This window comes from Streptomyces sp. NPDC101490 (genome assembly GCF_044767145.1).
In the GTDB taxonomy this organism is placed as follows: Bacteria; Actinomycetota; Actinomycetes; order Streptomycetales; family Streptomycetaceae; genus Streptomyces.
In genome coordinates, this window is sequence record NZ_JBIWNI010000002.1 from 423214 (window position 1) to 448723 (window position 25510).

The window sequence follows — 25510 nt, forward strand, 5'->3', positions numbered from 1 at the left end:
GGTGTGCAGATTCGGACCCGTCGGGACACGAGGAGCCCGGCCATCGGCCATCCACCCGCCCACCTATCCGTTCGACACGGTTTCAAGGGGACAAGCGCAATGGCAGATTTCTCCCGCCTTCCCGGACCCAACGCCGATCTGTGGGACTGGCAACTCCTCGCGGCCTGCCGCGGGGTCGACAGCTCCCTGTTCTTCCACCCCGAGGGAGAGCGCGGCGCGGCACGGAGTGCGCGTGAGAACTCGGCGAAAGAGGTCTGCATGCGGTGCCCGGTCCGCGCGGAGTGCGCGGCACACGCACTCGCCGTGCGGGAGCCCTACGGCGTATGGGGCGGCCTCACCGAGGACGAACGCGAAGAGCTCATGGGACGCGCGCGCAATCGCCTGGTCGCGACGGCGTCGCCGACCGCTCCGGTCGCGCCCGGCGCGTCCGTGACCTCCCTGACATCCATGACGACATCGGCGTCGACATCGGGCCGACCGATCGTGGAGCGCATGTGAAGGAACGTTTCTTCGAACCGGACGGGCGGCCCTGACCGGGAACGGCCGGGCCACCGGACGCGGAACGGGGAAACCGAGACAGAGGGAGCACGCGGCCCGGCACGGAGGCGGCGGCACGCGCGCGCGTACCCGGGCCGAGCGGCGAACGACGGGTGACGCCCGGCGAGGAACGAGGCCGCGCGCACGCGTTCTGCGGGCGGCCCGGGCCCCGGCGCCCCCGCGTCCGGCCACGACACGGCCGCACGCGCGCCCGGTCCCGCGCCGGGTCGCGCGCGTGGCCGTGGCGCTGCGCCGGAGAGCGACCGCCTACGGCGCTGACCGGCGCCGCTCGGCCGGTCCGGACGGGGGCCGGTCCGGACGCCGTCCGGTGGATCATGGCCGGGGCCACCGGTGGATCGCGGGTTCGGAGTGCGACGGCAACGAGAGTCCCCCCGCTCCCACGGGGGCGAAGACGCCTCCGATCACCCGCACGGGACGACACCGCCGGGCCACGATCGGCGGGCGTAGGGCATCGCCTGGAATCGGCCGGCCGCCACCTCGGATGTCGGCGGCCAGGAGTCCCCCGCCCACGAAGGCGACACCGCCCCCACACCAGCTCGGACGCAAGAACGACTGACCTGACCCCCGCCGTCGGGAGGAGCCCGTCAGCGACCGCCGGGCAGGCGCTACCCGCGCGTGGCCGCGCGGGTCAGTTCTTCGAGGGTGGCCGCCACGGCCGGGACCTGTGCCAGGTCCGGCAGGGTGAGGGCCACGATCTCCCGCTCCACGGCGGGTTCCACGGTCACGGTGCGCGCCCCCTTGGGGCGTACGGACTCGATGGCCAGCTCCGGCAGGACGGCGACGCCCAGACCGGCGCCGACCAGGCCCACCACCGCCGGGTAGTCGTCGGTGGCGAAGTCGATGCGAGGGGTGAACCCCGCCTCCTCGCAGACGTCGACGAGCTGGCGGCGGCAGCGCGGACAGCCCGCGATCCACGACTCGTCCGCGAGTTCCGCGATGCCCACGGAACCGGCCCCGGCCAGCCGGTGCCCCTCGGGGACCAGACCCACGAGCCGGTCGGCGAGGATCGGCCGTACCACCAGGTCGTCCCACTCGGCCTGGCCCGTGCCGTACCGGAAGGCGAGGGCCACGTCGCAGTCGCCCTCCCTGAGCATCTCGACCGAGCGCGGGGGCTCGGCCTCGACCAGCGAGACGCGGGTGCCGGGGTGTGCGGCCCGCAGAGCGGCGAGGGCGGTGGGGACGAGCGTGGAGCTGCCGCTGGGGAAGGAGACCAGCCGGACCCGGCCCGCGCGGAGCCCGGCGATGGCGGCGACCTCCTCCTCGGCAGCGGTGAGCCCGGCGAGGATGCCCGAGGCGTGCCGGACGAGGACCTCGCCCGCCTGGGTGAGGCGCATCTCGCGGGCGGCGCGGATCAGCAGCGGGGTGCCCGCGGAGGCTTCGAGGGCCTTCATCTGCTGGCTCACGGCGGGCTGGGTGCAGCCCAGCTCGCGCGCGGCGGCCGAGAAGGAACCGGTGGCGGCGACAGCGCGCAGGACGCGGAGATGACGGGCCTCGATCATGCGTCCCAGCATAAGCGACTCTTGGGTGAAGTCGCGAATATTCGACTACTCCTTTGACACCTGTGCCCGTAGGGTTCCCCGCATGACCCTGCTGAGTGTGAACGTGGGCGGCGCCAAGGCCGTGGACTACACCGACGCCGCCTCCGGCCTGACCGGCATCGACAAGCGGCCCGTCGACGGGCCGGTCCGCATCGAGGCCCCCGGCGTGCCCGGGGTCGGGACCAGCGGGCTCGCCGGAGACACCGTCTGTGACCTGCGGTTCCACGGCGGCAACGACCGGGCCGCCTACGCCTTCGCCCGCGAGGACCTGGACAGCTGGGAGCGCGACCTGGGCCGTGAGTTCACCAACGGCTCCTTCGGCGAGAACCTCACCACCCGGGGCGTGGACGTCAACGGGGCCCTGATCGGCGAGCGGTGGCGGATCGGCGAGGAGGTCGTCCTCGAAGTCACCGGCGGCCGCATCCCCTGCCGTACGTTCGCGGGTTTCCTCCAGGAGAAGGGCTGGGTGCGGCGGTTCACGCTGTCCGGCGCCGGACCCGGCGCCCTGCTGCGGGTGATCGTGCCGGGAGAGATCCGCGCGGGCGACCCGATCACGGTGGTCCACCGGCCGGACCACGACATCACGGTCGCCCGGCTGCACCGGGCCGCGACCGTCGAACGGACCCTGCTGCCCGGCACGTTGGCCGCCGCCGAGTGGATGGAGTCGGGACTCCTGGCGCTGGCCCGCCAGTACACCGAGAAGTACGCACGCGCGTAGAACGGTTCCGGGCGGCGCCACGGCCGGGCACGGCCCCCGGAAGGGGCACTACCGTGCCGGTATGACGACTGCACTGATCACAGGCGCCACTGCGGGCATCGGGGCCGCCTTCGCACGGAGACTCGCGGCGGACGGCCATGACGTCGTGCTCGTGGCCCGGGACGTGAAGCGCCTCCGGGAGCAGGCGACCGAACTGCACGACCGGCACGGCGTCGAGGCCGAGGTGCTGGCGGCGGACCTCTCCGAGGAGAAGGGCATCGCCGCCGTCGAGGCGCGCCTCTCCGACCCGAAGCAGCCGGTCGACCTGCTCGTGAACAACGCAGGTTTCGGCAACAAGGGCCGCTTCCTGGACGTGTCCATGGCCGACGAACTGAAGATGCTCACGGTGCACTGCGAGGCGGTGCTGCGGCTGACCTCGGCCGCGGCCACGTCGATGAGGGACCGGCGCAGGGGCGCCGTCGTGAACGTCGCCTCGGTGGCCGCCTTCCTGCCCCGGGGCACGTACGGCGCCTCGAAGGCGTGGGTCGTGCAGTTCACCCAGGGCGCGGCGCGGGACCTGGCGGGCAGCGGGGTCCGGCTGATGGCGCTCTGCCCCGGCTTCGTACGGACGGAGTTCCACGAGCGGGCCGGGATGGGGACGGACAACATCCCGGGCTGGATGTGGCTCGACGCGGACAAGCTGGTGACGGCGGCCCTCGCCGATCTGGAGCGGGGCCGGACGCTGTCGATCCCCGACCCCCGGTACAAGGCCCTGATGGGAGTGGTGAAGCTGGCTCCGCGCGGTCTGCTGGGCGGGGTCTCCTCGAAGGCGGGACGCAAGTACGGCCCCGAGTGACGGGCCCGCCGGGCCGGTTCGCGCCGGGGCGTCGGGGTCCGGGTGGGCGGTGGTGCCGTCCTCCCGGCTCACGTCGAGGGCGTGGCCGGTGGCCCGGTCGGCGGCTCGCCCCTGCCGTCTCCTCGGGCCCGTCCGACGATTCCCGACGATTGCCGTCGTCGCCCGCAGGGCGGCCGCGCGGCAGGCGGGACTTTCGAAACACGCCCTAGACTGGAGGGGGCCGCACCGGGGGCGGGAGGCGTCATGACGTTCACCCAGATCATCGACTTCAGGACCAGCCGGATCGACGATATGAACCGGCTCGTGGACCGGTGGATCGAGCAGACCGCGGGCAGGCGGACCGCCACCCACAGCGTGCTCGGCGAGGACCGGGCCGACTCCTCGCACCTCGTGGAGATCGTCGAGTTCCCGTCGTACGACGTGGCCATGCGCAACTCCCAACTGCCCGAGACCGAGCGGATCTTCCGGGAGATGGTGGCGCTCTGCGACGGGATGCCCACCTTCACCGACCTCGACGTCGTCCGGGACGAGTCGCTGTACAAGGCGGCTTCCCGGCGGTTCCTGGCGATGGCGGCGGAGGAGCCCGAGCTGGCACGGCTCGACGAGGTGCTGGCCGAGGGCTACCACGGCCACGATCCGACGAACGGGCAGGACGTCATCGGCATGGACGCCGTCCGGCGCGAGATCGGACGGTGGCGGGACGGCTTCGACTTCGCGTTCACCGTCGAGGACCAGATCGCGGAGGGCGACCGGGTCTGCACCCGCTGGACCTGGCGGGGCTCCCACGTCGGGGACTTCCTGGGACTCCAGCCCACCGGCATGGACGTCTCGACGACCGGGACGCTCGTCCACCGCTTCCGGGACGACGGGAAGATCGTGGAGGGCTGGTGGCAGTACGACGCGCTGGGCCTGATGGCACAGCTGGGCGCGGTCGAGGGCTGAGCCCTCGGTGCGGGATCCGGGGAGGGGTCCCGGACGCGGGCACCATGGCGCGCGCGGCCCGCGCCGGGCCCTGACCCTGAGAACCCGTAAGGCCCGTAAGGCCCGTAAGGCCCGTAAGGGGCCTGGGTGGGCCCGTAAGGGGCCTGGGTGCCCTTAGAGGCCGTGAAACATCTGAGACCCCTGAGGCCGCGCCCCTGAGATCCCCGAGGTTCCTGAAACGCTGAGGCCCGGTGCTCCCTCGACGGGAGTACCGGGCCTCAGTGGTCAGTCAGGAAGGGCCTCAGTGCGAGTGGCCGTGTCCGCCGTGACCGTGGTCCGCGGGCTCCTCTTCCTTCTTCTCCACCACGAGGGTCTCAGTGGTGAGGAGGAGGGAGGCGATCGAGGCGGCGTTCTCCAGGGCGGAGCGCGTGACCTTCACCGGGTCGATGACGCCGGCCTTGACCAGGTCGCCGTACTCGCCGGTGGCGGCGTTGAAGCCCTGGCCCTTGTCGAGCTCAGCGACCTTCGAGGTGATGACGTAACCCTCGAGACCGGCGTTCTCGGCGATCCAGCGCAGCGGCTCGACGGCGGCGCGGCGGACGACCGCGACACCCGTGGCCTCGTCGCCGGTCTTGTCGAGGTTGCCCTCCAGGACCTTCACGGCGTGGACGAGCGCGGAGCCACCACCGGAGACGATGCCCTCCTCGACCGCAGCGCGGGTCGCGGAGATGGCGTCCTCGAGACGGTGCTTCTTCTCCTTCAGCTCCACCTCGGTGGCGGCGCCGACCTTGATCACGCACACGCCGCCGGCCAGCTTCGCGAGGCGCTCCTGGAGCTTCTCGCGGTCCCAGTCGGAGTCCGTGGACTCGATCTCGGCCTTGATCTGGTTGACCCGGCCCCGCACGTCCTCGGAGTTGCCGCCACCCTCGACGATGGTGGTGTCGTCCTTGGAGATGGTGACGCGGCGGGCGGTGCCGAGCACGTCCAGACCGGCCTGGTCGAGCTTGAGGCCGACCTCCTCGGCGATGACGGTGGCACCGGTGAGGGTGGCCATGTCGCCGAGCATCGCCTTGCGGCGGTCGCCGAAGCCGGGGGCCTTGACGGCCACGGCGTTGAAGGTGCCACGGATCTTGTTCACGACCAGGGTCGACAGGGCCTCGCCCTCGACGTCCTCGGCGATGATCAGGAGCGGCTTGCTGGCGCCGGCCTGGATGACCTTCTCCAGGATGGGCAGCAGGTCCTGGATCGAGGAGATCTTGCCCTGGTTGATCAGGATGTACGGGTCGTCGAGGACGGCCTCCATACGCTCCTGGTCGGTCACCATGTACGGGGACAGGTAGCCCTTGTCGAAGGCCATGCCCTCGGTGAACTCGAGCTCCAGGCCGAAGGTGTTGGACTCCTCGACGGTGATGACACCGTCCTTGCCGACCTTGTCCATGGCCTCGGCGATGAGCTCGCCGACCTGCTGGTCCTGCGCGGAGAGCGCGGCGACGGCGGCGATGTCGGACTTGTCCTCGATCGGGCGCGCGGTCGCGAGCAGCTCGTCGGAGACGGCCTTGACGGCGGCGTCGATGCCCTTCTTCAGGGCGGCCGGGGAAGCACCGGCGGCGACGTTGCGCAGACCCTCGCGGACCAGGGCCTGGGCGAGCACGGTGGCGGTGGTGGTGCCGTCACCCGCGATGTCGTTGGTCTTGGTCGCCACCTCCTTCACCAGCTGGGCGCCGAGGTTCTCGAACGGGTCCTCGATCTCGACCTCACGGGCGATCGTGACACCGTCGTTGGTGATGGTGGGAGCGCCGAACTTCTTGTCGATGACGACGTTGCGGCCACGGGGGCCGATCGTCACCTTCACCGTGTCGGCAAGCTTGTTGACGCCGCGCTCAAGGGCGCGACGGGCGTCCTCGTCGAACTTCAGGATCTTCGCCATGGAGCGGTTCAGCCCTCTCGAAAACTGGTGTGGAACGAACAGCGCCCCGGTGCCCGGTGAGGGCCCGGGGCGCAGCTCAAAGCATCTGCTTCGGGTGAATTACTTCTCGATGATCGCGAGCACGTCGCGAGCCGAGAGGACGAGGTACTCCTCGCCGTTGTACTTCACCTCGGTGCCGCCGTACTTGCTGTACAGCACGATGTCGCCGGTCTTGACGTCGAGCGGCAGGCGCTCGCCGTTCTCGAAACGGCCCGGGCCCACGGCCAGGACGACGCCCTCCTGGGGCTTCTCCTTGGCGGTGTCCGGAATGACCAGGCCAGAGGCGGTGGTCTGCTCGGCGTCGAGCGGCTGGACCACAATGCGGTCCTCGAGCGGCTTGATGGCAACCTTGGAGCTGGTGGTCGTCACGATCCGACCTCCCCCTTCGGAGATCTCGGGGTCAACTGTCTGAGGTGGCGACCAGGTGGATCCGTCGTCGCGGGTGCCGGACCTGCCCGTCGCTCTGTTGGCACTCTCCGGTGGGGAGTGCCAGAGCCGAGACTATGACCGCGATTAGCACTCGGTCAAGCGGAGTGCCAATTACTCACCCCGTGGCGGTTCCGTTCCGGGCTTCAGCGGACCTCGGCGACCCCCGTGGACCGGACGGCTCCGGCGGACGGAACGGCGGGGGTGGCCGGTGCGGGAACGGCCGATACGGGGGTGGCCGGTGCGGGGGCCACCTGCGCGGGGGCGGCCGGTGCGGGGGCCGTGGACGCGCGGGCCCCGGCGGCGGGGGCGTGCCGGGAGCCCATGCGTTCGGCGGCCTTGCGGCCGAGGCGTTCGATCGGGTCCACGGTGGAGGCGCAGCCGGTCAGCGCGAGGAGTGCGGCGGCGAGGAGCAGCCCGGCGAGCGGCCGCGCGGCCCCGCCCCGGCCCGGCGGACGGGCGGGGACGGTCCCCCGGGCGGGGAGGGCGAAACCGTACGCGGGGGCAGCGGAACCGTACGGGGGCACGGGCGCGAGGGGCCGGGAGCCGGGGACGGCCACGGAGGGGGACCCCGGAGCCGCCCCGGAGACGGACCCCGACGCGGACCCGGAGAGCGTCCCGGAGAGGGCTCCGCTCCCGGGCTCGGGTCCGCGCGCGGGGCGGCGGCCACGCGCGGAAGGGCGGTGGCGGCGGCGGTGCGTCACACGTAGTCCTCGAGTTTGGCGACGGCGTAGCCCTTCGCCGTGATCACGTTCATCACCTGGCGGATCATGTCCGGCATGGTGCCCTTCCAGTCCTCCTTGCCCCGGAAGTGGGTGAGCACGATGTCGCCGGAGTGCAGGTCCCGGTCCCACTCGCGCCACTCCATGTGGTCGGGGAAGGCCTCGGCGGCCCAGAGCGGCACCGCCTTGACGCCGCAGGTCGCGGCCGCGCGCAGGGTGTCCTCGTTGTAGTTGCCGTACGGCGGCCGGAAGAGCGGCGGGCGCTTGCCGAAGCGCTTCTCGATGACGTCCTGCATCCCGCAGATCTCGCGCTTCTGCTCGCTGTACGAGAGTCCGGGCAGGTAGCGGTGGTTGAGGGTGTGGTTGTGCAGGGAGACCCCGCCCTCCTGCGACTTCTGCATCCGGCCGAAGTAGCCGTAGTCCTCGCTGACGACGTAGTCGCTGAGGAAGGCGCTGTAGGGGATGCGGAGGTCGCTCATCATCCGCAGCAGTTCCGGGTCCTTCTCGGAGCCGTCGTCGATCGTCAGGAAGACGACCTTCTGCTGGGTGGGCACGGTGGTGAAGACCGGCGGGAGTCCCTCGCCATCGGTCTCGAAGCCCTTGCGGGTGGTGATCCTCGGCTTGACGGCGGGCGGGGCGGGCGCGTCCAGCGGGGTACGGGCCAGGCCCCATTTCCTGGCGGCGGCGACCCGGGCGGCCCGCTGGTCCCGGACCTTCTCGACGTACGAGTCGAGGGCCCCCGCCGCGCCCCGCCCCTGGGCCTGCTGTCCGGCGGCGGGGGCGGGTGCGCCACCGGCCGGCCCGGTGCCGCCGGAGCAGGCCGTGGCGGCGGAGGCGAGGGCGGCGACGACGAGCGCGGCCCCGAACACCCGAGCGGAACGATGCACACCTTTTGCCATCATCTGGTCCTTTTGTCGTACGAGTGTTGTGGCGCCGCATCCTGTCAGCGCGGACACGCGTACGAAGCCCACGACACCGCCGTACCGCCGCCGCCGTCCCCCGGGCGGCCGTCACTCCGTCCCCCGGGCGGCCCACCCTCCCCTCGGGCCACCGGGCCTCGCGCGGGGGCCGCTCCCGGCCACCGGCCGCCCGCCCAGGGCCCACAATGGGACGGGTGACCGATCTCGCCTCCTTCGCCCCGCTGCTCGGCCCCGAGGGCCAGACCCTGCTCGCCGCCCTGCGCGACCACGACCCGGCCCAGGAACTGGCGGTGGTCTCCCGGCTGCGCCGCGACCATCCCGCCGAGCTGGTCACGGCGGCCGTCGCCCAGGCGCGGCTGCGGCAGCGGGCGGTGGCGAAGTTCGGCGCGGAGGACGCGTACCGGATGTACTTCACCCCCCACGGCGTCGAGCAGTCGACGCGCGCGTCGGTCGGCGCCCACCGGGCGGCCCGGCTGAGGGCGCTGGGCGTCCGCAGCGTCGCGGACCTCTGCTCGGGGATCGGCGGCGACGCCGTCGCGCTCGCCCGCGCGGGGATCTCCGTGCTCGCCGTGGACCGCGACCCGCTGACCGCCGCGGCGGCCCGCGCCAACGCCGACGCGCTCGGCCTCGCGGAGCTGATCGAGGTGCGGTGCGCGGACGTCGCCGACATCGACACCGGCCCGTACGACGCCGTCTTCGTCGACCCCGCGCGCCGGGGCGGACGCGGCCGGATCTTCGACCCGGAGTCCTACTCCCCGCCGCTCTCCTGGGCCGTCGAAGCGGCCCGCAGGGCCCCGCACGCGGCCCTGAAGGTGGCTCCCGGCATTCCGCACGAGGCGGTTCCCGAGGACGCCGAGGCCGAGTGGATCTCCGACGGCGGGGACGTCAAGGAGGCCGTGATCTGGTTCGGCACCTCGCCCGGCGCCCGGCGCGCCACCCTGCTGCCCTCCGGAGCCGCGCTGACCGGCCGGGGCCTGCCCGACCCGGCGGTCCGTCCGGTCGGGCGCTATCTCTACGAGCCGGACGGCGCCGTCATCCGCGCGCACCTGGTCGCGGAGTTCGCCGAGGAGGTGGGCGGCGGTCTGATCGACGCGACGATCGCCTACGTGACGGCCGACGCGCTCGTACCGACGCCGTACGCCGCCGCGTACGAGATCACCGACGAACTCCCCTTCAACCTGAAGAAGCTGAAGGCCCTGCTGCGGGAGCGGGAGGTCGGCGTCCTGACGGTGAAGAAGCGCGGTTCGGCCGTGGAACCCGAGGAGATCCGCCGCAAGGTGAAGCCGAAGGGCCCGAACGCGGCGACCGTCCTGCTCACCCGGGTCGCGGGCGCCCCGACGATGCTGATCGGACAGCCGGCGAAGGTCGGACAGCCGACGAAGGGCGGACAGCCGGCGAAGGGCGGACAGCCGGCGAAGGGCTGAGGGGCGACCCGCCACCGCCGGACCGGCGACACCCCGTCAGAGGGCCCCGGGGGTATGCCGGACCCCGTCGGGGAGCATGCGGTACGCCGGGGCGGGGAGCGTGCGGTACGCCGGACACAGCGGGGCCCGCCACCGCCCGGTCAGGTCCTGCGGGGTGTCAGGCGGACCGCGAGGCGGTAGTGGCCGACGGCCTTCACCAGGCCGGTCAGCCCGGTGACCCAGAGGATCAGGGCGGCCCCCATGCCGTAGACGACCAGGCCGTAGCCGTCGTCGGGGCTCGCGGACGCCGGGACCGCGAAGCCCGCCCAGAGGCCGAGGCCGCACAGCGCGAAGGACAGCAGGAACCAGCAGGCGCCGAGGACGGGGGCGCGCAGCCGGGCGTCCGTGGGGCCGTGCCGGTCGAGGGCCGCCCACTGGGCGAGGCGCTCCCGGACGGTCCGGTCCCGGCGCAGGGCGCGGACCGTCAGCCACACCGCCGGGACGAGCACCCCGATGCCGAGCAGCGCGCTGAAGAGCGCGAGGAGCATCGTGATCGGGTCGGGCGCCGGGTGGCCGAGGGCGATGACCAGGAATCCGACCAGTGACCAGCCCAGTTCCAGCAGGAGGAGCCGGAGCAGGAACAGCGCGAGCGGTCCGCCGCCGAGCAGCCGCCCGCCCAGCTCGTCCAGTGCCAGCGCCCGGTCGGCGAGCCGGGCGTCCCGGTCGGGCCAGCTCCGCAGCTCGGCGGGCGGGGGCGGCGGCGGAAGCGGGGTGCGCGGGGACATGCCGAGCACCCTAAGGGTCCGCCGAGCCGCCCCGCAGGGGCCCGTCCGGCCGGGGAGCGTCCCCGCAGAGCCCCGCCCGGACCGGGAGCGTCCGCGTAGAGCCCCGCCCGGGCCGGGAAGCCTCCCCGTCCCGGAGGGGTCCCGGGCCTGGCCCCGGCCTCACCCCCAGGCGGCCCCGGGGTTCCCGGCCCTCTCCCTCAGCAGGGTCCGTTCGCTCTCGTTGCGGGTGAGGTCGGCCGCCCGTTCGAACTCGGCGCGGGCCTCCGCCGTCCGGCCGAGCCGGGCGAGCAGGTCGCCCCGGACGCTCGGGAGCAGGTGGTAGCGGGCCAGGGCCGGTTCGGCGGCGAGGGCGTCGACGAGCGGGAGGGCCTCCGCCGGGCCCCGGGCCATCGACACGGCGACCGCCCGGTTCAGCTCGACGACCGGGGAGGGCGCGAGGACGCCCAGCCTCCCGTAGAGCGCGGCGATGGTCTCCCAGTCGGTCTCGCCGTACGACGCGGCCCGCGCGTGACAGGCGGCGATCGCGGCCTGGAGGGCGTACGGCCCGTAGGAACGCCCGTCCCCGGCCCGCTCCAGGGCCGCGTACCCCCGCAGCACCATCAGCCGGTTCCAGCGGCTCCGGTCCTGCGCGGCCAGCAGCACCGGCCGGCCGTCGGGTCCGGTCCTGGCAGCGGTCCGGGAGGCCTGGAGCTCCAGGAGGGCGGCCAGCCCCTGTGCCTCGGACTCGCGGGGCACCAGGGCCGCGAGGCCCCGGGCGAGCCGCAGCGCGTCCTCGCAGAGTCCGGGCCGCAGCAGGTCGTCGCCCGCGGTCGCCGCGTACCCCTCGTTGAAGATCAGGTAGATCACTTCGAGGACGGAGCCGAGGCGGGCCGCCCGGTCCTCCCCGTACGGCACCGCGAACTCCACGCCCGCCCTCGCCAGGGCCCGCTTCGCCCGGGTGATCCGCGCGGCGACGGTCGGTTCGGGGACGAGGAAGGCGCGGGCGATCTCGTCGGTGCGGAGCCCGCCGACGAGCCGCAGGGTCAGGGCGGCGCGCGCCTCGGCGGAGAGCACCGGATGACAGGTGGTGAAGATCAGCCGCAGTACGTCGTCGTCGATGTCTCCGGGGCCCGCGGGCTCGGGGTCGTACGACTCCTCCGGGAGGGTCCGGCCCATCTCGGCGAGCTTCCGCGCGTACGTCTCGCGGCGCCGGACGAGGTCCACGGCGCGGTGCTTCGCGGTGGCCGTCAGCCAGGCACCGGGCCGGTCGGGAACCCCGGTCTCCGGCCACTGTTCGAGGGCGGCGACGAGGGCGTCCTGGGCGATCTCCTCGGCGATGCCGACGTCCCGGACGATCCGCGCCGCGGTGGCGACGATCCTCGGGGACTCCATCCGGAAGACCGTGTCGAGCGTGCTCTCCACCGGGCCGGTGCCGTGTGCCGTCACGTCTCCCATGACAGCACACGGCACCGACAGCGGCCCGGGGTCAGGCCCCCGGCATCTCCTCGACCTCCCGGACCTCCAGGCCCACGGTCCAGTGCGGCGGGTGGACCGCCAGGAAACGGCGGGACCACTCCATGGCCTCCGCCCTGTCCTTGCACTGGAGCAGCGCGTAGCCCCCGACGACCTCCTTGGTCTCCGTGAAGGGTCCGTCCGTGACCGAGACCTTGCCGTCCGACCAGGTCAGCCGGGAGGACTCGGCGGTCGGCCTGAGGCCCGCGGTGTCGAGCATGACGCCCGCCTTGGTGATCTCCTCGAACAGCGCGCCCATGCGTGCCTCGAAGCCGGGGTCGGCGTCCGCCATGTCGATGGTGTTCTCCTGGACGCGGACCAGGGACAGATAGCGGGGCATGGTGACTCCTCGTGGTGCGGTGGCGGGGCCGTTTCCCCGCCTCTCACTCATACGTCGAACGGGCCGCGCCCGCATCGACAGCTGCCCGCGAGGAGTTCTCAGACGTAGTCCTCCAGGCGCGCCACGGTGAATCCCTGCTCCTGGATGCGGCGGAGCATCGTCGCCGTCATCTCGGTCATCGTCCGGCCCTTGAGCTCGGACGGGCCCCGGAAGTGGGCGAGGACGATGTCGCCGGGGTGCAGCTTCCGGTCACCGCGCTGGTACTGCATGTTCGTGATCTGCATGGACTCGCGCCACAGCACGATCGCGTCGATGCCGCACTGCCCGGCGGCGGTGCGGGTGGCCTCGTTCCAGTTGCCGTACGGCGGGCGGAAGAGACGCGGGGCCGTGCCGTAGCGCCCGGTCAGCTTCGTCTGCTGGTCGCAGATCTCCCGGCGCTGCGCCTCCGGGGAGAGGGTGCGCAGGTTGGGGTGGGTGAGGGTGTGGTTGGCGAGGCCGTGGCCCTGGGCGACGAGCGGCCGGAAGTACGCGTAGTCGTTCCGGATGGCCGCGTCGGTGAGGAACATCGTGAACGGGACCTTGAGCTCCTTCATCATCGTCACGAAGGCGGGGTCCTTCTCCGCGCCGTCGTCGATGGTGAGGAAGACGATCCTGTCCTTGGTGGGAATGTCGCTGATGACGGGCACCGGGCCGCCCGGGGCGCGCCGTACCGGCTTGGCGGCGGGCGGGGCGGGCGCGGGGGCGAAGGGCTTGAGCCCCCACTTGCGGTACGCGGCGGCGGTGGCGGCGGCCGGGTCCTCGGGGGTGCCGGTGGTGGGCGCGGAGGACCGCGTCGGGGCGGTGTCGGCGGGGCGTTCCGCCGTGCAGCCGGTCACCAGGAGGGTGGCGGCGGTCAGCACCGCCCAGAGCGCGATCGTCTTCTTCACGTGGTGGGGGATGCCCACCACGATCGAAAGGTTGCTCGACTGTCGGCCGTGTGGCCGATTCGACGTTCGGCACGGGGACGGCTGCCGCCGGGCTGCGGTGGCGGTCCCGACGGTCGCGGCCGGGCTTCACCGTCCGCCGGAGCCGGGCTCCACCGTCCGCCGGACGGTCACCACCGGGCTCGACCGGCCATCTGCCCGAGGGTCACCACCAGGCTCGACCGACCGCCCGAGGGTCACCACCGGGCTCGACCGGCCGCCGCCCGACGGTCACCACCGGGCTCCGGCGGTTGCCGCCCGCTCGGACGGGCGGCCGGGCGGCAACCTCTAGTCGACCGCCTCGAAGCGCCAGCGGTGCACCGGCCGGGTGATGAGGGAGGCGTCCGGCTCGGGGAGTTCCGGGAGCTCCGCGTCCAGCGAGTCCGCCTCCCACCAGGTGAGCACGAGGACCCGGTCCTGCGGGGCGCGGAACATCTCACGGCGGCGCGGCTCGTGCGCCAGGACCTGGGCCCTGGCCCATTCGAGCAGTTCCGGGCCGTGCCCCCGCGCGGCCCGCGCCTCCCACATGAGGGTGATCCTCATGAGTACAGGTTCTCCTTGCTGACCTCGTGCACATGATCGTGGTCGTGGGAGTGGCCGTGCGCGGAGGCGCCCGGCACGTGCGGGTCGGTCACGGGCAGCGAGGAGTCCGCCGACAGCTCCAGGTCGGAGGGCGTCCGGTTGCGGGCGACCATCTCGGAGCCGAGGGCGGCGACCATCGCGCCGTTGTCCGTGCACAGACCGGGCCGGGGCACCCGCAGCCGGATGCCGGCGCGCTCGCAGCGCTCCTGGGCGAGGGCCCGGAGCCGCGAGTTCGCGGCGACCCCGCCGCCGATCATCAGATGGTCCACGCCCTCGTCCTTGCAGGCGCGGACGGCCTTGCGGGTGAGGACGTCGACGACCGCCTCCTGGAAGGACGCGGCCACGTCCCGTACCGGCACCTCCTCGCCCGCCGCGCGCTTGGCCTCGATCCAGCGGGCGACGGCCGTCTTGAGGCCGGAGAAGGAGAAGTCGTACGCCGGGTCCTTGGCGGTGCTGAGACCGCGCGGGAAGGCGATGGCGGCCGGGTCGCCCTCCCTGGCGAGCCGGTCGATGACCGGTCCGCCGGGGAAGCCGAGGTCCAGGACCCGGGCGATCTTGTCGAAGGCCTCGCCCGCCGCGTCGTCGATGGTGGCGCCCAGCGGCCGCACGTCGGAGGTGATGTCGCTGGAGAGCAGCAGCGAGGAGTGCCCGCCGGAGACCAGCAGGGCCATCGTCGGCTCGGGCAGCCTGCCGTGCTCCAGCTGGTCGACGCAGATGTGCGAGGCGAGGTGGTTGACGCCGTAGAGCGGCTTGCCGAGGGCGTACGCGTACGCCTTGGCCGCCGAGACGCCGACGAGCAGCGCGCCCGCGAGGCCGGGGCCCGCGGTGACGGCGATGCCGTCGAGGTCCTTCGGGGAGACGCCCGCCGTCCGCAGGGCGCGCTCGATCGTCGGGACCATCGCCTCCAGGTGGGCGCGGGAGGCGATCTCGGGCACGACGCCGCCGAAGCGGGCGTGGGTGTCGACGCTGGACGCGACGGCGTCCGCGAGGAGCGTGGTCCCGTGGACGATGCCGACGCCGGTCTCGTCGCAGGAGGTCTCGATGCCGAGTACGAGCGGTTCGTCAGCAGCCATCAGAATCAGTCTCAGTTCCTTGAACGGTCAGTCGCATCACGAGCGCGTCCACGTTTCCGGGCTGGTAGTAGCCGCGCCGGAATCCGATGGGCTCGAAGCCGAAGCGCTGGTAGAGCTTCTGGGCCCGGACGTTGTCCACCCGCACTTCGAGGAGGACCTCGTCGCACTCGAAGGCGGTGGCGTGCTGGAGCAGATCGGTGAGGAGCCGGGCGCCGAGCCCGCTCCCCCACTGGTCGCGGGCGACGGCGATGGTCTGCACATCACCGAGGCCACCGGCGGCGGCGAGCCCCGCGTAGCCGACGATCCGGCCGTCGGCCGGGTCCTCCGCGACGACGTAGCGGCGGGTGGCGCCCGGTCCCCTGGCGTGCGCGAGCTCCGACCAGAACATCCCCTCCGACCAGGCGTCCTCGGGGAACAGCTCGTCCTCCAGGACGAGCACCGGGGCGATGTCCCACCAGCGCATCTCGCGCAGGTCGACGGCGCCGGTCACGTGGGGGTGACCACCTTGTAGTTCTTGGGCACCTGCGCGTCGGGGCGGCGCAGGTACATCGGCAGCGGGTCGAGGAAGCCGTCCCCGCCCGCCGCGAGCCGCTCCGCCGCGAGGGAGGCGAGCGCGGCGGCCGACTGGTGCTCCGGGTCGCGGGCGTCGGGGAAGGCCTCGGGGTAGAGGCGGGCGCCCGCGCCGACGACGGGGAGACCGGCGAGGCGCTCGGCGATCTCGGCGGGCCGGTCGACGGCCGCGTCGGTGACCCGGGTGCGGTGGTCCTCGTACCGCGCCCAGTAGACCTCCTTGCGGCGCGCGTCCGTGGCGACCGCGAAGGGGCCTTCGAGCCCGGAGGCGTACGCGAGGCCGTCGAGGGTGCACAGGCCGTGGACGGGCACGCCGAGCGCGGAGGCGAACGCGGCGGCCGTGACGAGGCCGACCCGGAGCCCGGTGTACGGCCCCGGTCCGACGCCGACGACGAGGCCGGTGACCGCGTCGAGCTTCAGCCCGGCGTCCCTGAGGACCCGGTCGACGGTGGGCAGCAGCAGTTCCCCGTGGCGACGGGCGTCGACCTGCTCCGAGGAGGCGACGACGGTCTCGCCGTCGTGGAGGGCGACGGTGACGGCGGGGGTGGCGGTATCCATGGCGAGCAACAGCACGCGAACAGCCTACGGCTCCCGGGCACGGTGCCCCGCCCCCCGCTCCCCCGGCTGCTACCGTCACCCTCGATACGTTCGTACGAGAGGTGGGCACGGTGGCGCGGAGCAGCTCGGGATTCGTGGCCGGGCTCACGGCCGTGGCCGTCGTCGCGGTCTGCTTCCTCGCCTACCAGGCGTCGGCGAGCGCCCCCGCCGATGTGTCGGCGCAGCCCAGGGCGACCGGCCCGGCCAAGCCGTCGGCCGCGTCGAGCGGCGGCCCGAAGCGCCCTTCGGGGAATTCGGCGGCCGTCCCCGCGCAGTCCGGCACCGGGGAGCGCGTGGTGTACGCGCTCGACGACCGCCGGGTGTGGCTGATCGACGAGAAGGGCAGGACGTCCCGGACGTTCACGGTGATGCCGAGCACGGTGCACCCGGAGCCCGGCACCTACAGCGTGACGTCCCGCGCGGGCTCGGTGCCCGGTTCGGACGGGGTGCGGATCGAGCACGTGGTGCGGTTCGCGACGGTGCAGAACGTGACGGTCGGGTTCAGCGCGGCGGTCGACGGCTCGACCCCGTCCCCCGACCCGTCGAAGAAGACCGGCGGCATCCGGATGCAGCGGGCCGACGGGGACGCGATGTGGGCGTTCGCGGTGATCGGCGCGAAGATCGTCGTCGTCGCCTGACGCACGGCCGCGATGCCGTGGAGGGCGTGGCGCGCGATGCGTGGCCGTCGCCCGTCCCGGGCGCGACGAGCCGCCCCTCATGAACCGTGGCCCGATTCACGACTCCCGTACGGGTACGTCCCTGGCCTCCCCGCCCGAGGGTCCCTGGGCGCGCGGGGGTCAGGCCGCTCTGTGCCGCACGACCGGTTCCGGGTCCTCGCCGTGTCCTTCTCGCTCCGCCGTCTCGGGGCGGCGGGGCAGGTGGTCGGCCTCCGGCGGGGTCGAGAGCACGCGGGCGGCCGCGCAGGACGCCAGCAGCACGCTCATCGGGACGTGGTGCGGGATGTGGTCGCGGGCGGATTCCGCGCGCTTCGGCGTCGCCATGCATGCCTCCCGTAGGTTAGGTACACCTAACCATCTCGTGCATCCATGTGACCACGGCGCGCACGGCCCACGCAACACCTTCCCGACACGTTGTCGGAATCTACGGACGCGGACGCCCCGCACGGCGGCCCCCCGGAGGCCGTTCCCTGGCTCCGGGGCCGTTCCCTGGCTCCGGTCGCCGTTCCCGGACTCCGGTCGCCGTTCCCGGGCTCCGGACTCCGGCCTCCGTCCCCGGACTCCCGGTCAGAGCGCGGCCAGCTCCCCGCCGGACCAGCGCGCGCCGATCCCGCGCAGTTCGACCGTGCGCCGGTCGTCGTCCGTGTCCCCGGCGACCCGGTGGATCAGCAGGTGCAGCCGGTCGTCGGTCAGCTCCTCGACCTTGCCGTCGCCCCACTCGACCACCACCACCGACTCGGGCAGCGAGACGTCCAGGTCGAGGTCCTCCATCTCGTCCAGACCGCCGCCGAGCCGGTACGCGTCGACGTGCACCAGGGCCGGGCCGCCGACCAGCGACGGATGGACCCGGGCGATGACGAAGGTCGGCGAGGTCACGGCACCGCGCACCCCGAGGCCCTCGCCGAGCCCCCGGGTCAGGGTGGTCTTCCCGGCACCCAGCTCGCCGGTGAGCATGACGAGGTCGCCGGGGCGGAGGATCTTCGCGAGACGGCGGCCGAGGTCCCGCATCCGCTCGGGGGAGTCGACGGAGAGGGTGGTGCCGGAGACGGGCGGGTGCGCTGCTTCCATACCCGCCAACCTAACTCCTGCCGGGGTCCGTCCCGACCGTCTCCGCCCCGGGGGCGGCCCCGGCCCGTGCCAGCAGGTCCGCGAGCCGGTCGGTGACCGCCTCCGGGTGCTCCAGCATCACCAGGTGCCCGCCGTCCGGGACGATCACCAGCTCCGCCCCGGGCAGCACGGCGGCGATGGCCTCGGTGTGGGAGCTGGGCGTCACCAGGTCGTGGTCGCCCGCGAGCGCCAGCACCGGCACCTCCGCCAGCACGGAGAGCGCGGCGGCCCGGTCGTGCTCGGCGAAGGCCGGGTAGAAGGCGGCGACCACGTCGATCGGGGTCGACTCGATCATCCGCTCGGCGAACCGGACCACCGCCGGGTCCACGTCCTTCGAGGCGAACGAGTACTTCTTGATCAGCCCCGCGAACAGGTCCGCGGTCGCCCGGCGGCCCCGCTCGACCAGCTCCGTCTGGGTGCCGAGGGCCCGCAGCACCCCCGGCAGGACCCGGCGCACCGCGTTGACCCCGGCGATCGGCAGCCCGTACGACACCTCGCCGAGCTTCCCCGCCGAGGTCCCGACGAAGGCGACCCCGGCGACCCGGTCGCGGATCAGCTCCGGGTACCGCTCGGCGAGCGCCATCACCGTCATTCCGCCCATCGAGTGCCCGACCAGCACCAGCGGCCCCTCGGGCGCGGCGGCGTCCAGGACGGCCCTGAGGTCGCGGCCCAGCTGGTCGATGGTGACGGGCACCCCGTCGGGCCCGCCCTGGGCGACGCCGTGCCCGGAGCGGCCGTGCCCGCGCTGGTCCCAGTGGACGGTGCGGACGAGCCCGCGCAGGGCGGCCCGCTGGAAGTGCCAGGAGTCCTGGTTGAGGCAGTAGCCGTGGCTGAAGACCACGGTGACGGGCGCGGGTTCCCGGCGCCCGAAGAGCCGTCGGCGGCGGGCCGGCTCGGCACCGTCCGCGACCTCGTCGACCTCGTAGTACAGGACGGTCGAGTCGTCGGCGAGCGCCCGGCCGGGAGTCCCCCGCAGCCCCCCGTACGGCCCGGTGGAGTCCAGGGCGAGCCGGGCCTTCCGCCGTACGGAACGCCCCACGGTGAGCCGCTCCACGGCCACCCCCGCGGCGGCGCCCGCCGCGAGCACGCCTATCGCGGCCCCGGCGAATCCGGCGCGCCGCCAGTGACCGGTGCTCCTCGGCTCGCCCACGGGGCCCCCTCTATCCGCCCAGGTAGACGCGCGGGACGCGCGCCCCGATCCGGGTGACGATCTCGTACGCGATGGTGTCGGCGGCCACCGCCCAGTCCTCGGCGGTCGGCTCGCCGCCGTCGCCGGGCCCGAACAGGACCGCCTCGGTGCCCGGTGCGGGCGTGTCCCCGTCGAGGTCCACGACGAACTGGTCCATGGCGATCCGCCCGGCGACCGTGCGGCGGCGGCCGTCGACGAGGACCGGGCCCCGGCCGGAGGCGTTCCGGGGGACGCCGTCGGCGTAGCCCACCGGGACCAGGCCGAGGGTCGTCCCGGTGCCGGTGACGTAGTGGTGGCCGTAGCTGACGCCGTGTCCGGCCGGGACCCGCTTCACCAGGGCGACGCTCGCCTTGAGCGACATCACGGGCCGCAGGCCGAAGTCGGCGGAGGTGCCCAGCTCGGGGCTGGGCGAGATGCCGTACACGGCGATGCCGGTGCGGACCAGGTCGAAGTGGGCCTCGGGAAGCGTGAGGGTGGCGGGCGAGTTGGCGATGTGCCGGACCTCGGGCCGCACCCCGGCCTTCTCCGCGTGGTCGAGCATCGCGCGGAAGACGTCGAGCTGTCCGGCGATCGAGGGGTGGTGGGGCTCGTCCGCGCAGGCGAAGTGCGACCAGAGGCCGGTGACCTTCACCAGGCCCTCGGCCTCCGCCTCCAGCGCCGCGCCGACCAGTTCGGGCCAGTCGGCGGGCTGGCAGCCGTTGCGCCCGAGGCCGGTGTCGGCCTTGAGCTGGATCCTGGCCGTCCCACCGGTCCTGCGGGCCGCGTCGACGACCTCCTCCAGGGCCCACAGGCCACTCACCGCCATGTCGAGACCGGCCTCGATGCCCTGGTCCCAGGGGTCGCCGGGGGTCCAGAGCCAGCACATGACCGGGACGTCCGTGATGCCCGCCGCCCGCAGCGCGAGCGCCTCCTGGGGAGTGGCCGTGCCGAGCCAGTCGGCGCCCGCCTCCAGGGCGGCGCGGGCACAGCGCACCGCGCCGTGTCCGTACGCGTCGGCCTTGACCACGGCCATGATCCGGACGTGGGGGGCTACACGGGCGCGCAGCGTGCGGACGTTCGCACGCAGCGCGCCGAGGTCGATCTCGGCGCGGGCTCTGCGGGGCGGTGGTGTCTCAGTCATCGCGCCCAGTCTCTCAGGTGTCAGCCACCGGGCCGCTTTCCCCAGATGTAGACCCGGTCACCCTTGCGCAGCACGTCCCAGAGTTTCCCGGCGTCGCGGTAGGAGAGATTGACGCAGCCACGGCTGCCGGCGGGCGTGGCGAGCTGCCCGTAGACGGCGTGGAAGGCCTGGCCGCCGCTGAAGAACTGGGAGTACGGCATGGGGGTGTCGTAGATGGAGGACCAGTGGTCCTTGTGGCGCCAGTAGACGGAGTGCCAGCCGGTGCGGGTGGCGTATCCGGGGCGCCCGGTGCGCACATTGACGACGGGGAAGGTGATCTTCTTGTCCTTCCGCACCCACATGAGCTGCCGGTCGAGGTCCACGCAGGCCACGGCGTACTTCTTCACCGGGCAGCGGCGGCCGGGGTCCAGGCTCCTGCGGGCGGCGAGGAGTTCGGCGCGGGCCCAGGTGACGGGGCCCGCGTACCCGTTGGCGGGTTTGATCCGTTCCCTGGTCTGGAAGGCGCGGACCGCCCGGCAGTCGGCGGCGGACTGCTTCCCGTCGACCCTCAGCTTGAGCAGCCGTTCGACCTGACGCTGGTACGGGCCCGTCGAGGCGGTGCAGGAGGCGGCGAGGGCGCTCCTCGGCAGGTACTCGACCGATTCGTCCACCTCGCGCTCCGGCGCGGGCACCGGCACCTCGGCCCCCGGCTGGAGCGGCGGCAGGGCCTGGTCGGGGGTGTCCATGGGGTACTCGGGCCGCCCCGCCCCGGCGACCCCGGGCACGAGCGGCTCGACGGCACCGGGGGCGGGAGCGTCGGCGGGAGCCATGGGCGCGGAAGCGTCGGCGAAGGCATCGGGGAGGGGGGCGCCGGCCGAGACCGACGGGACGGGAGCGGGGTCCGGGGCCGGAGCCGTGGCATCGGCGAAGGCCCCGGTCCCGGGCAGGAGCAGGGCGACGAGCAGCAACGGCAACGGCGCGAGACGCCTTCTCCAACTGGTCACCCGGCCCACCCAATCCCGAGGGGCATCGAGGAGCGCGCCGGAAGGGTCCCGTGGGGCACGGTTTCCCCCCGTGTGGCGGAGCGGGGAGGGGCTACGGGCGGGAGCCGGGGGCAGGGGGCAAGGAGCCGGGAGCCGGGAGCCGGGGGCCGAGAGCCAGGAGCCGGGAGTCGGGGGCCGAGAGCCGGGAGCCAGGAGCCGGGAGTCGGGGGCAGGGGGCCGGGAACGGAGGCGGGAGGCGGGGCCCTCCGTCTCTCTCCCCCCTCACTCCCCCGTCGTCACGTCCCGCCAGGCGTCCGGCAGGGTGGCCGCGACCTCGCCCGCCGTCACCGGGGCGCGGTCGCGGGAGGCCCGGCGGGCCGCGAGACCGTGGAGGTAGGCGGCGGCCGAGGCCGCGTCCAGGGGGTGCAGACCGGCCGCGAGGAGGGAGCCCGCGAGGCCGGAGAGGACGTCGCCGCTGCCCGCCGTGGCCAGCCAGCCGGTCCCGGTGGGGTTGACCCGTACGGGACCGCCCTCCGGTCCGCCCACCAGCGTCGTGGAGCCCTTGAGGAGCACCGTCGCGCCGAACCGCGCGGCGAGTTCCCGTACCGCCGCGAGCCGTCCCGCCTCGATCTCCTCCCGGGCGACGCCCAGCAGCGCCGCCGCCTCGCCCGCGTGCGGGGTGAGCAGCGTGGGGGCGCTGCGGGCCCGTACCAGGGCAGGGTCCAGGCCCCGCAGCCCGTCGGCGTCGACGAGCACCGGCACGTCGGAGGCGAGGACCTCCGCGGTTCCGGGCCCGTCGCCGAGTCCGGGTCCGACGACCCAGGCCTGGACCCGTCCGGCCCGGTCCGGCGGCCCGGCGTGGACCAGGGTCTCGGGGTGGGCCGCGATCACCGCGTCGGCGGCCGGGCCGACGTACCGCACGGCGCCCGCGCCGCCGCGCAGCGCCGCCGTGACGGTGAGGACGGCCGCGCCCGGGTAGCGGGCGGACCCGGCGACGATCCCGAGGACCCCGCGCCGGTACTTGTCGGTCCCGGCGCCCGGTACGGGCAGCAGCCGAGCCACGTCCCGGTGCTGGAGCGCCTCCAGGTCGGGCACGCCGGGGAGTTCGTCGCCGAGTCCGATGTCGACGAGCCGCAGCGCGCCCGCGTACTCGTGCGCGGGGTCCACGAGGAGGCCGGGCTTGTAGGTGCCGAAGGTGACGGTGGCGTCGGCCCGCAGCGCCTCCCCCGTGACCTCCCCGGTGTCCGCGTCGACGCCGCTGGGCAGGTCGACGGCGACGACGACGGCGTCGGAGCCGCGCGCGGCGCGGGCCACGGGCACGGCGTCGGGGCGGAGTCCGCCGCGCCCGCCGATGCCGGTGATGCCGTCGAGGACGAGGTCGGCGGTGGCCAGCGGTTCGAAGGGGTCGTCGGCGACACGGCCCCCGGCCGCGCGGAGGGCGGCGAGTCCGCCCTCGTGGGCGCGGGCGCCGAGGAGGACGGCGGTGACCCCGGCGCCGCGCCGGGCGAGCCGGGCTCCGGCGTACAGGGCGTCGCCGCCGTTGTCGCCGCTGCCGACGAGGAGGACGACCCGGGCCCCGTACACCCGGCCGAGGAGCGAGCAGCAGGCGGCGGCCAGTCCGGCGGCGGCCCGTGCCATGAGGGCGCCCTCCGGGAGTCGGGCCATGAGGGCGGCCTCGGCGGCCCGGACGGTCTCCACGCGGTGTGCGGTTCGCATACCGGCAGTCTGCCGCAGTCCTCAAGAGCCCGCCCGGGGGCACGGGTTGACGGACTTTCCTCGATCAACTTAGGTTTGCCTTACCTAAGTAAGCCTCTATCGGAAGGCCGGCTTCGCCATGCGTACCGTCACCCGTTCCGCCCTCACCCTCGCCTCCGCCGCGGCCCTCACCCTCGGCCTCGCCTCCACCGCGTCCGCCGCCACCGCGCAGCGCACCGTCACCGACGGCACCCGCACCTACACCCTCGCCCTCACCGCCCCGAACACCGCGGCGGCCACCGGGACCAACGTCACCGTCAGCGGCACCGGCTACAACCCCGACCAGGGCGTCTACGTGGGCCTGTGCGCGATACCCGCGGGGGTGAACACCGCCGACCCCAGCACCTGGAACAGCAAGCCCACCCCCTGCCTCGGCGGGCAGGACGAGACCGGCACCACCGGTGCCTCCCACTGGGTGAACAGCGACTGGTACTGGATGTCCCCGTCCAACTCCTCCCCGTTCACCGAGTCCGCCGGCCTGGGCTCCTTCTCCGTCCAGATCCACGTCAAGGCGAAGATCTCCGACACCGTCACCTGTGGAAAGGCCGGCGTGAACTGCGCGATCGTCACCCGCGCCGACCACTTCGACAGCTCGGACCGCAAGTACGACGTCTACGTGCCGGTGACCTTCCAGTGAGAACCGCCCTTCTGACGGCCGCCGCCGTGCTCGCCCTCACGGGCGCGGCGGCGGCCGGGGGCCCGGCCTCCGGCCCGGCTCCCGCCCCCGGTCCCGTGCACGAGACCGTCCGCACGATCGCCCCGCCGCTCGGCGCCGCCCTCGACGCCGAGGTCGATCCGGCCGCCGGGCGCCTCCATGTGAGCAGCAGCGACGGCACCTCGCACCTCCTCACCACGTACGACACGGCCACCGGCGCCCGGGTCGGGGACCCGGTCGAACTCCCCTCCCCGGCCACCGTGATGGCGCTCGGCGCCGACGGCGCCCTGTACCTCGGCCTGTCGACCCGCATCGCCGTCTACGACACCGGACGCCACACCCTCACCGACGACCGCATCCCGGTCGAGGGCAGCGTCACGCTCCTCGCCGCCGACCCCGGGCAGGGGCGGCTGTACGTCGGGAACCAGGCGGCCAGGTCGGTCACGGTCCACGACACCGCGACCGGCGCGCCGGTCGGGCCCCCGGCCGTGTTCCCCTTCCACCCGGCGGGACTCGCCGTCGACACCGTCCGCCACACGGGGTACGCGACCTATGTCGGCGGCGCCGTCGAGAACGGCGCGGTCGTCTACCGCAACGTCCTGAACGCCGTGGACGGCGCCACCGGCCGCCTCACCGGCACCGTCAGCCTCGGCAGCACCGCCCTCGGCAGCATGGGCGTCACGGTCGACCCGGTCGGCCGCACGGGGTACGTGGCCAACCTCGCCGCCGGTACGGTCTCGGTCGTCGACCTGACGGAGCTGCGGGTCACCGGGGGCATCACGGTCGGCGGCAACCCGAAGGCCCTGGCGTACGACCCGGGGACCTCGACCCTGTACGCGGCCAGGACCGGCGCCTCGTCCGTGGCGGTCGTGGACCCGGTCACCGGCACGGTCACCGAGACCGTCCCCACCGGCGAACGCCCCTCGGCCCTGGCCCTGGACCCGGACGAGCACACGCTCTACACGGTGGCGGGCGGCGCGGTGACCCAGACCGTACGGAAGACCCCGACGCCCACGGAGGAACCCACCCCGACCCCCACGGAGCCGACCCCGACCGAGGGCCCGACGGAGCCGACGCCCACCCCTACGGAGCCGACCCCGACACCCACCGGGGGACCCACGGACCCGACCCCGACACCCACTGATCAGCCCACACCCACCGATCAGCCGACGACCCCGACGCCGACCGCCTCCACCCCGACCCCGACCGGGCAGCCCACCGGCCCCACCCCGACCGGGGAGCCGACGCCCACCGGGCAGCCCACGGCCACCACGGAGCCGAGCCCCACCGGACAGCCCACCGGCACTCCCGAGCCGACCGCCACCACCGGCACGCCGCCCGGCACGACCGGCCCCGACGACCCGTCCGGGAGCAACGGTTCCGGCGGCTCGACCGGCTCCGGCGGCTCCGGCAACTCGGGCGGCTCGGGTACCTCCACCGGCTCAGGCGGCTCAGGCAGCTCAGGCGGCTCAGGTGGTTCGACCGGCGGCCTCGCCGCCACCGGCGGTCCCGCCCTGCCCGTCGCCCTCAGCGCGGCGACCCTCGCCGCGCTCGGTGCCGGAGCCCTCGTCCTGGCCCGTCGCGCCCGGACGGCCCGGGACTCCTGAGGCACGTACCGCACCCGGACCCGCGAGGGCC

The 25510-nt window shown here is 74.0% G+C and carries 27 protein-coding genes; 8 read left to right on the plus strand and 19 right to left on the minus strand.

Annotation, left to right across the window (positions count from 1 at the left end; translation table 11 throughout):
* Positions 1-99 precede the first annotated feature (99 nt).
* Positions 100-498 (plus strand): WhiB family transcriptional regulator, encoded by a 399-nt coding sequence (locus tag ACIRQY_RS05670; protein ID WP_403922601.1) that lies wholly within the window; start codon positions 100-102, stop codon positions 496-498.
* A 665-nt stretch (positions 499-1163) separates the two neighbouring features.
* Here the strand turns inward: ACIRQY_RS05670 and ACIRQY_RS05675 are convergent.
* Positions 1164-2057 carry a LysR family transcriptional regulator gene (locus ACIRQY_RS05675; RefSeq protein WP_351795839.1) on the minus strand — a complete coding sequence of 298 codons (894 nt, stop codon included), beginning with the start codon at positions 2055-2057 and terminating at the stop codon, positions 1164-1166.
* A gap of 82 nt (positions 2058-2139) precedes the next feature.
* Here ACIRQY_RS05675 and ACIRQY_RS05680 point away from each other — a divergent pair, with 82 nt between their 5' ends.
* The 3 genes from ACIRQY_RS05680 (at position 2140) to ACIRQY_RS05690 (ending at position 4591) form a co-directional block, all read left to right on the plus strand.
* Positions 2140-2814 (plus strand): MOSC domain-containing protein, encoded by a 675-nt coding sequence (locus ACIRQY_RS05680; RefSeq protein ID WP_403922602.1) that lies wholly within the window; start codon positions 2140-2142, stop codon positions 2812-2814.
* A gap of 61 nt (positions 2815-2875) precedes the next feature.
* Positions 2876-3649, plus strand: a complete 774-nt coding sequence (locus ACIRQY_RS05685) for an SDR family oxidoreductase (RefSeq protein WP_351795834.1) — start codon at positions 2876-2878, stop codon at positions 3647-3649.
* A 243-nt stretch (positions 3650-3892) separates the two neighbouring features.
* Positions 3893-4591, plus strand: a complete 699-nt coding sequence (locus ACIRQY_RS05690) for an ester cyclase (protein WP_403922603.1) — start codon at positions 3893-3895, stop codon at positions 4589-4591.
* Positions 4592-4871: 280 nt separating this feature from the next.
* On the opposite strand, the gene groL is transcribed toward ACIRQY_RS05690, so the two are convergent.
* From groL to ACIRQY_RS05710, 4 genes are all read right to left on the minus strand, one after another.
* Positions 4872-6497 (minus strand): chaperonin GroEL, encoded by a 1626-nt coding sequence (gene groL / locus ACIRQY_RS05695; RefSeq protein WP_351793111.1) that lies wholly within the window; start codon positions 6495-6497, stop codon positions 4872-4874.
* Positions 6498-6596: 99 nt separating this feature from the next.
* Entirely contained in the window at positions 6597-6905 is a 309-nt protein-coding gene (groES, locus tag ACIRQY_RS05700) for a co-chaperone GroES (RefSeq protein WP_003998759.1), read from the minus strand.
* A gap of 203 nt (positions 6906-7108) precedes the next feature.
* The gene (locus ACIRQY_RS05705) at positions 7109-7522 is read right to left on the minus strand and encodes a hypothetical protein (RefSeq protein ID WP_403922604.1); all 414 of its coding nucleotides are present in this window, start codon (positions 7520-7522) and stop codon (positions 7109-7111) included.
* Between the two features lie 140 nt (positions 7523-7662).
* A complete protein-coding gene (locus ACIRQY_RS05710) occupies positions 7663-8583 on the minus strand; it encodes a polysaccharide deacetylase family protein (RefSeq protein WP_351793106.1) in 921 nt (306 codons plus the stop codon).
* Positions 8584-8789: 206 nt separating this feature from the next.
* Here ACIRQY_RS05710 and ACIRQY_RS05715 point away from each other — a divergent pair, with 206 nt between their 5' ends.
* Positions 8790-10028: an SAM-dependent methyltransferase gene (locus tag ACIRQY_RS05715; protein ID WP_403922605.1), complete on the plus strand. Its 1239-nt coding sequence runs from the start codon at positions 8790-8792 to the stop codon at positions 10026-10028.
* A gap of 140 nt (positions 10029-10168) precedes the next feature.
* Here the strand turns inward: ACIRQY_RS05715 and ACIRQY_RS05720 are convergent, their stop codons facing one another.
* The 8 genes from ACIRQY_RS05720 to tsaB all read right to left on the minus strand — a co-directional run bounded on the left by ACIRQY_RS05720 (position 10169) and on the right by tsaB (position 16383).
* A complete protein-coding gene (locus ACIRQY_RS05720) occupies positions 10169-10792 on the minus strand; it encodes a hypothetical protein (RefSeq protein WP_351793100.1) in 624 nt (207 codons plus the stop codon).
* 159 nt (positions 10793-10951) lie between these two features.
* Positions 10952-12226, minus strand: a complete 1275-nt coding sequence (locus ACIRQY_RS05725) for an RNA polymerase sigma factor (RefSeq protein ID WP_403922606.1) — start codon at positions 12224-12226, stop codon at positions 10952-10954.
* Positions 12227-12257: 31 nt separating this feature from the next.
* Positions 12258-12623: a YciI family protein gene (locus ACIRQY_RS05730; RefSeq protein ID WP_403922607.1), complete on the minus strand. Its 366-nt coding sequence runs from the start codon at positions 12621-12623 to the stop codon at positions 12258-12260.
* A gap of 98 nt (positions 12624-12721) precedes the next feature.
* A complete protein-coding gene (locus ACIRQY_RS05735) occupies positions 12722-13561 on the minus strand; it encodes a polysaccharide deacetylase family protein (RefSeq protein WP_403922837.1) in 840 nt (279 codons plus the stop codon).
* A 312-nt stretch (positions 13562-13873) separates the two neighbouring features.
* Positions 13874-14128: a hypothetical protein gene (locus ACIRQY_RS05740; protein WP_351793092.1), complete on the minus strand. Its 255-nt coding sequence runs from the start codon at positions 14126-14128 to the stop codon at positions 13874-13876.
* On the minus strand, positions 14125-15240 hold the full coding sequence (gene tsaD, locus ACIRQY_RS05745) for a tRNA (adenosine(37)-N6)-threonylcarbamoyltransferase complex transferase subunit TsaD (RefSeq protein WP_351793090.1): 1116 nt from the start codon (positions 15238-15240) through the stop codon (positions 14125-14127). Before tsaD ends, ACIRQY_RS05740 begins: the two co-directional genes overlap by 4 nt.
* Positions 15230-15703 carry a ribosomal protein S18-alanine N-acetyltransferase gene (gene rimI / locus ACIRQY_RS05750; RefSeq protein WP_351793118.1) on the minus strand — a complete coding sequence of 158 codons (474 nt, stop codon included), beginning with the start codon at positions 15701-15703 and terminating at the stop codon, positions 15230-15232. The genes tsaD and rimI overlap by 11 nt, the downstream gene beginning before the upstream one ends.
* Before the next feature lie 23 nt (positions 15704-15726).
* The gene (tsaB, locus tag ACIRQY_RS05755) at positions 15727-16383 is read right to left on the minus strand and encodes a tRNA (adenosine(37)-N6)-threonylcarbamoyltransferase complex dimerization subunit type 1 TsaB (RefSeq protein WP_351793088.1); all 657 of its coding nucleotides are present in this window, start codon (positions 16381-16383) and stop codon (positions 15727-15729) included.
* A 95-nt stretch (positions 16384-16478) separates the two neighbouring features.
* Between tsaB and ACIRQY_RS05760 the strand changes: the two genes are divergently transcribed.
* A complete protein-coding gene (locus ACIRQY_RS05760) occupies positions 16479-17045 on the plus strand; it encodes a hypothetical protein (protein ID WP_403922608.1) in 567 nt (188 codons plus the stop codon).
* 159 nt (positions 17046-17204) lie between these two features.
* On the opposite strand, the gene ACIRQY_RS05765 is transcribed toward ACIRQY_RS05760, so the two are convergent.
* The 6 genes from ACIRQY_RS05765 to ACIRQY_RS05790 all read right to left on the minus strand — a co-directional run bounded on the left by ACIRQY_RS05765 (position 17205) and on the right by ACIRQY_RS05790 (position 23178).
* Entirely contained in the window at positions 17205-17408 is a 204-nt protein-coding gene (locus ACIRQY_RS05765; RefSeq protein WP_403922609.1) for a hypothetical protein, read from the minus strand.
* Positions 17409-17651: 243 nt separating this feature from the next.
* Positions 17652-18152 carry a tRNA (adenosine(37)-N6)-threonylcarbamoyltransferase complex ATPase subunit type 1 TsaE gene (gene tsaE / locus ACIRQY_RS05770; protein ID WP_351793083.1) on the minus strand — a complete coding sequence of 167 codons (501 nt, stop codon included), beginning with the start codon at positions 18150-18152 and terminating at the stop codon, positions 17652-17654.
* A 10-nt stretch (positions 18153-18162) separates the two neighbouring features.
* Positions 18163-19341: an alpha/beta fold hydrolase gene (locus ACIRQY_RS05775; RefSeq protein ID WP_403922610.1), complete on the minus strand. Its 1179-nt coding sequence runs from the start codon at positions 19339-19341 to the stop codon at positions 18163-18165.
* Between the two features lie 10 nt (positions 19342-19351).
* Entirely contained in the window at positions 19352-20500 is a 1149-nt protein-coding gene (gene alr / locus ACIRQY_RS05780; protein ID WP_403922611.1) for an alanine racemase, read from the minus strand.
* Between the two features lie 20 nt (positions 20501-20520).
* Complete coding sequence (locus ACIRQY_RS05785; protein WP_403922838.1) at positions 20521-21309, minus strand: L,D-transpeptidase family protein; 789 nt, start codon at positions 21307-21309, stop codon at positions 20521-20523.
* Between the two features lie 435 nt (positions 21310-21744).
* On the minus strand, positions 21745-23178 hold the full coding sequence (locus tag ACIRQY_RS05790; RefSeq protein WP_351793073.1) for an NAD(P)H-hydrate dehydratase: 1434 nt from the start codon (positions 23176-23178) through the stop codon (positions 21745-21747).
* A gap of 118 nt (positions 23179-23296) precedes the next feature.
* On the opposite strand from ACIRQY_RS05790, the gene ACIRQY_RS05795 reads away from it, so the two are divergent.
* Together ACIRQY_RS05795 and ACIRQY_RS05800 are read left to right on the plus strand one after the other, a co-directional pair.
* Positions 23297-23854 (plus strand): hypothetical protein, encoded by a 558-nt coding sequence (locus tag ACIRQY_RS05795; RefSeq protein WP_351793070.1) that lies wholly within the window; start codon positions 23297-23299, stop codon positions 23852-23854.
* Positions 23851-25479, plus strand: a complete 1629-nt coding sequence (locus ACIRQY_RS05800; protein WP_403922612.1) for a YncE family protein — start codon at positions 23851-23853, stop codon at positions 25477-25479. Before ACIRQY_RS05795 ends, ACIRQY_RS05800 begins: the two co-directional genes overlap by 4 nt.
* The last annotated feature ends 31 nt before the right edge of the window (positions 25480-25510 follow it).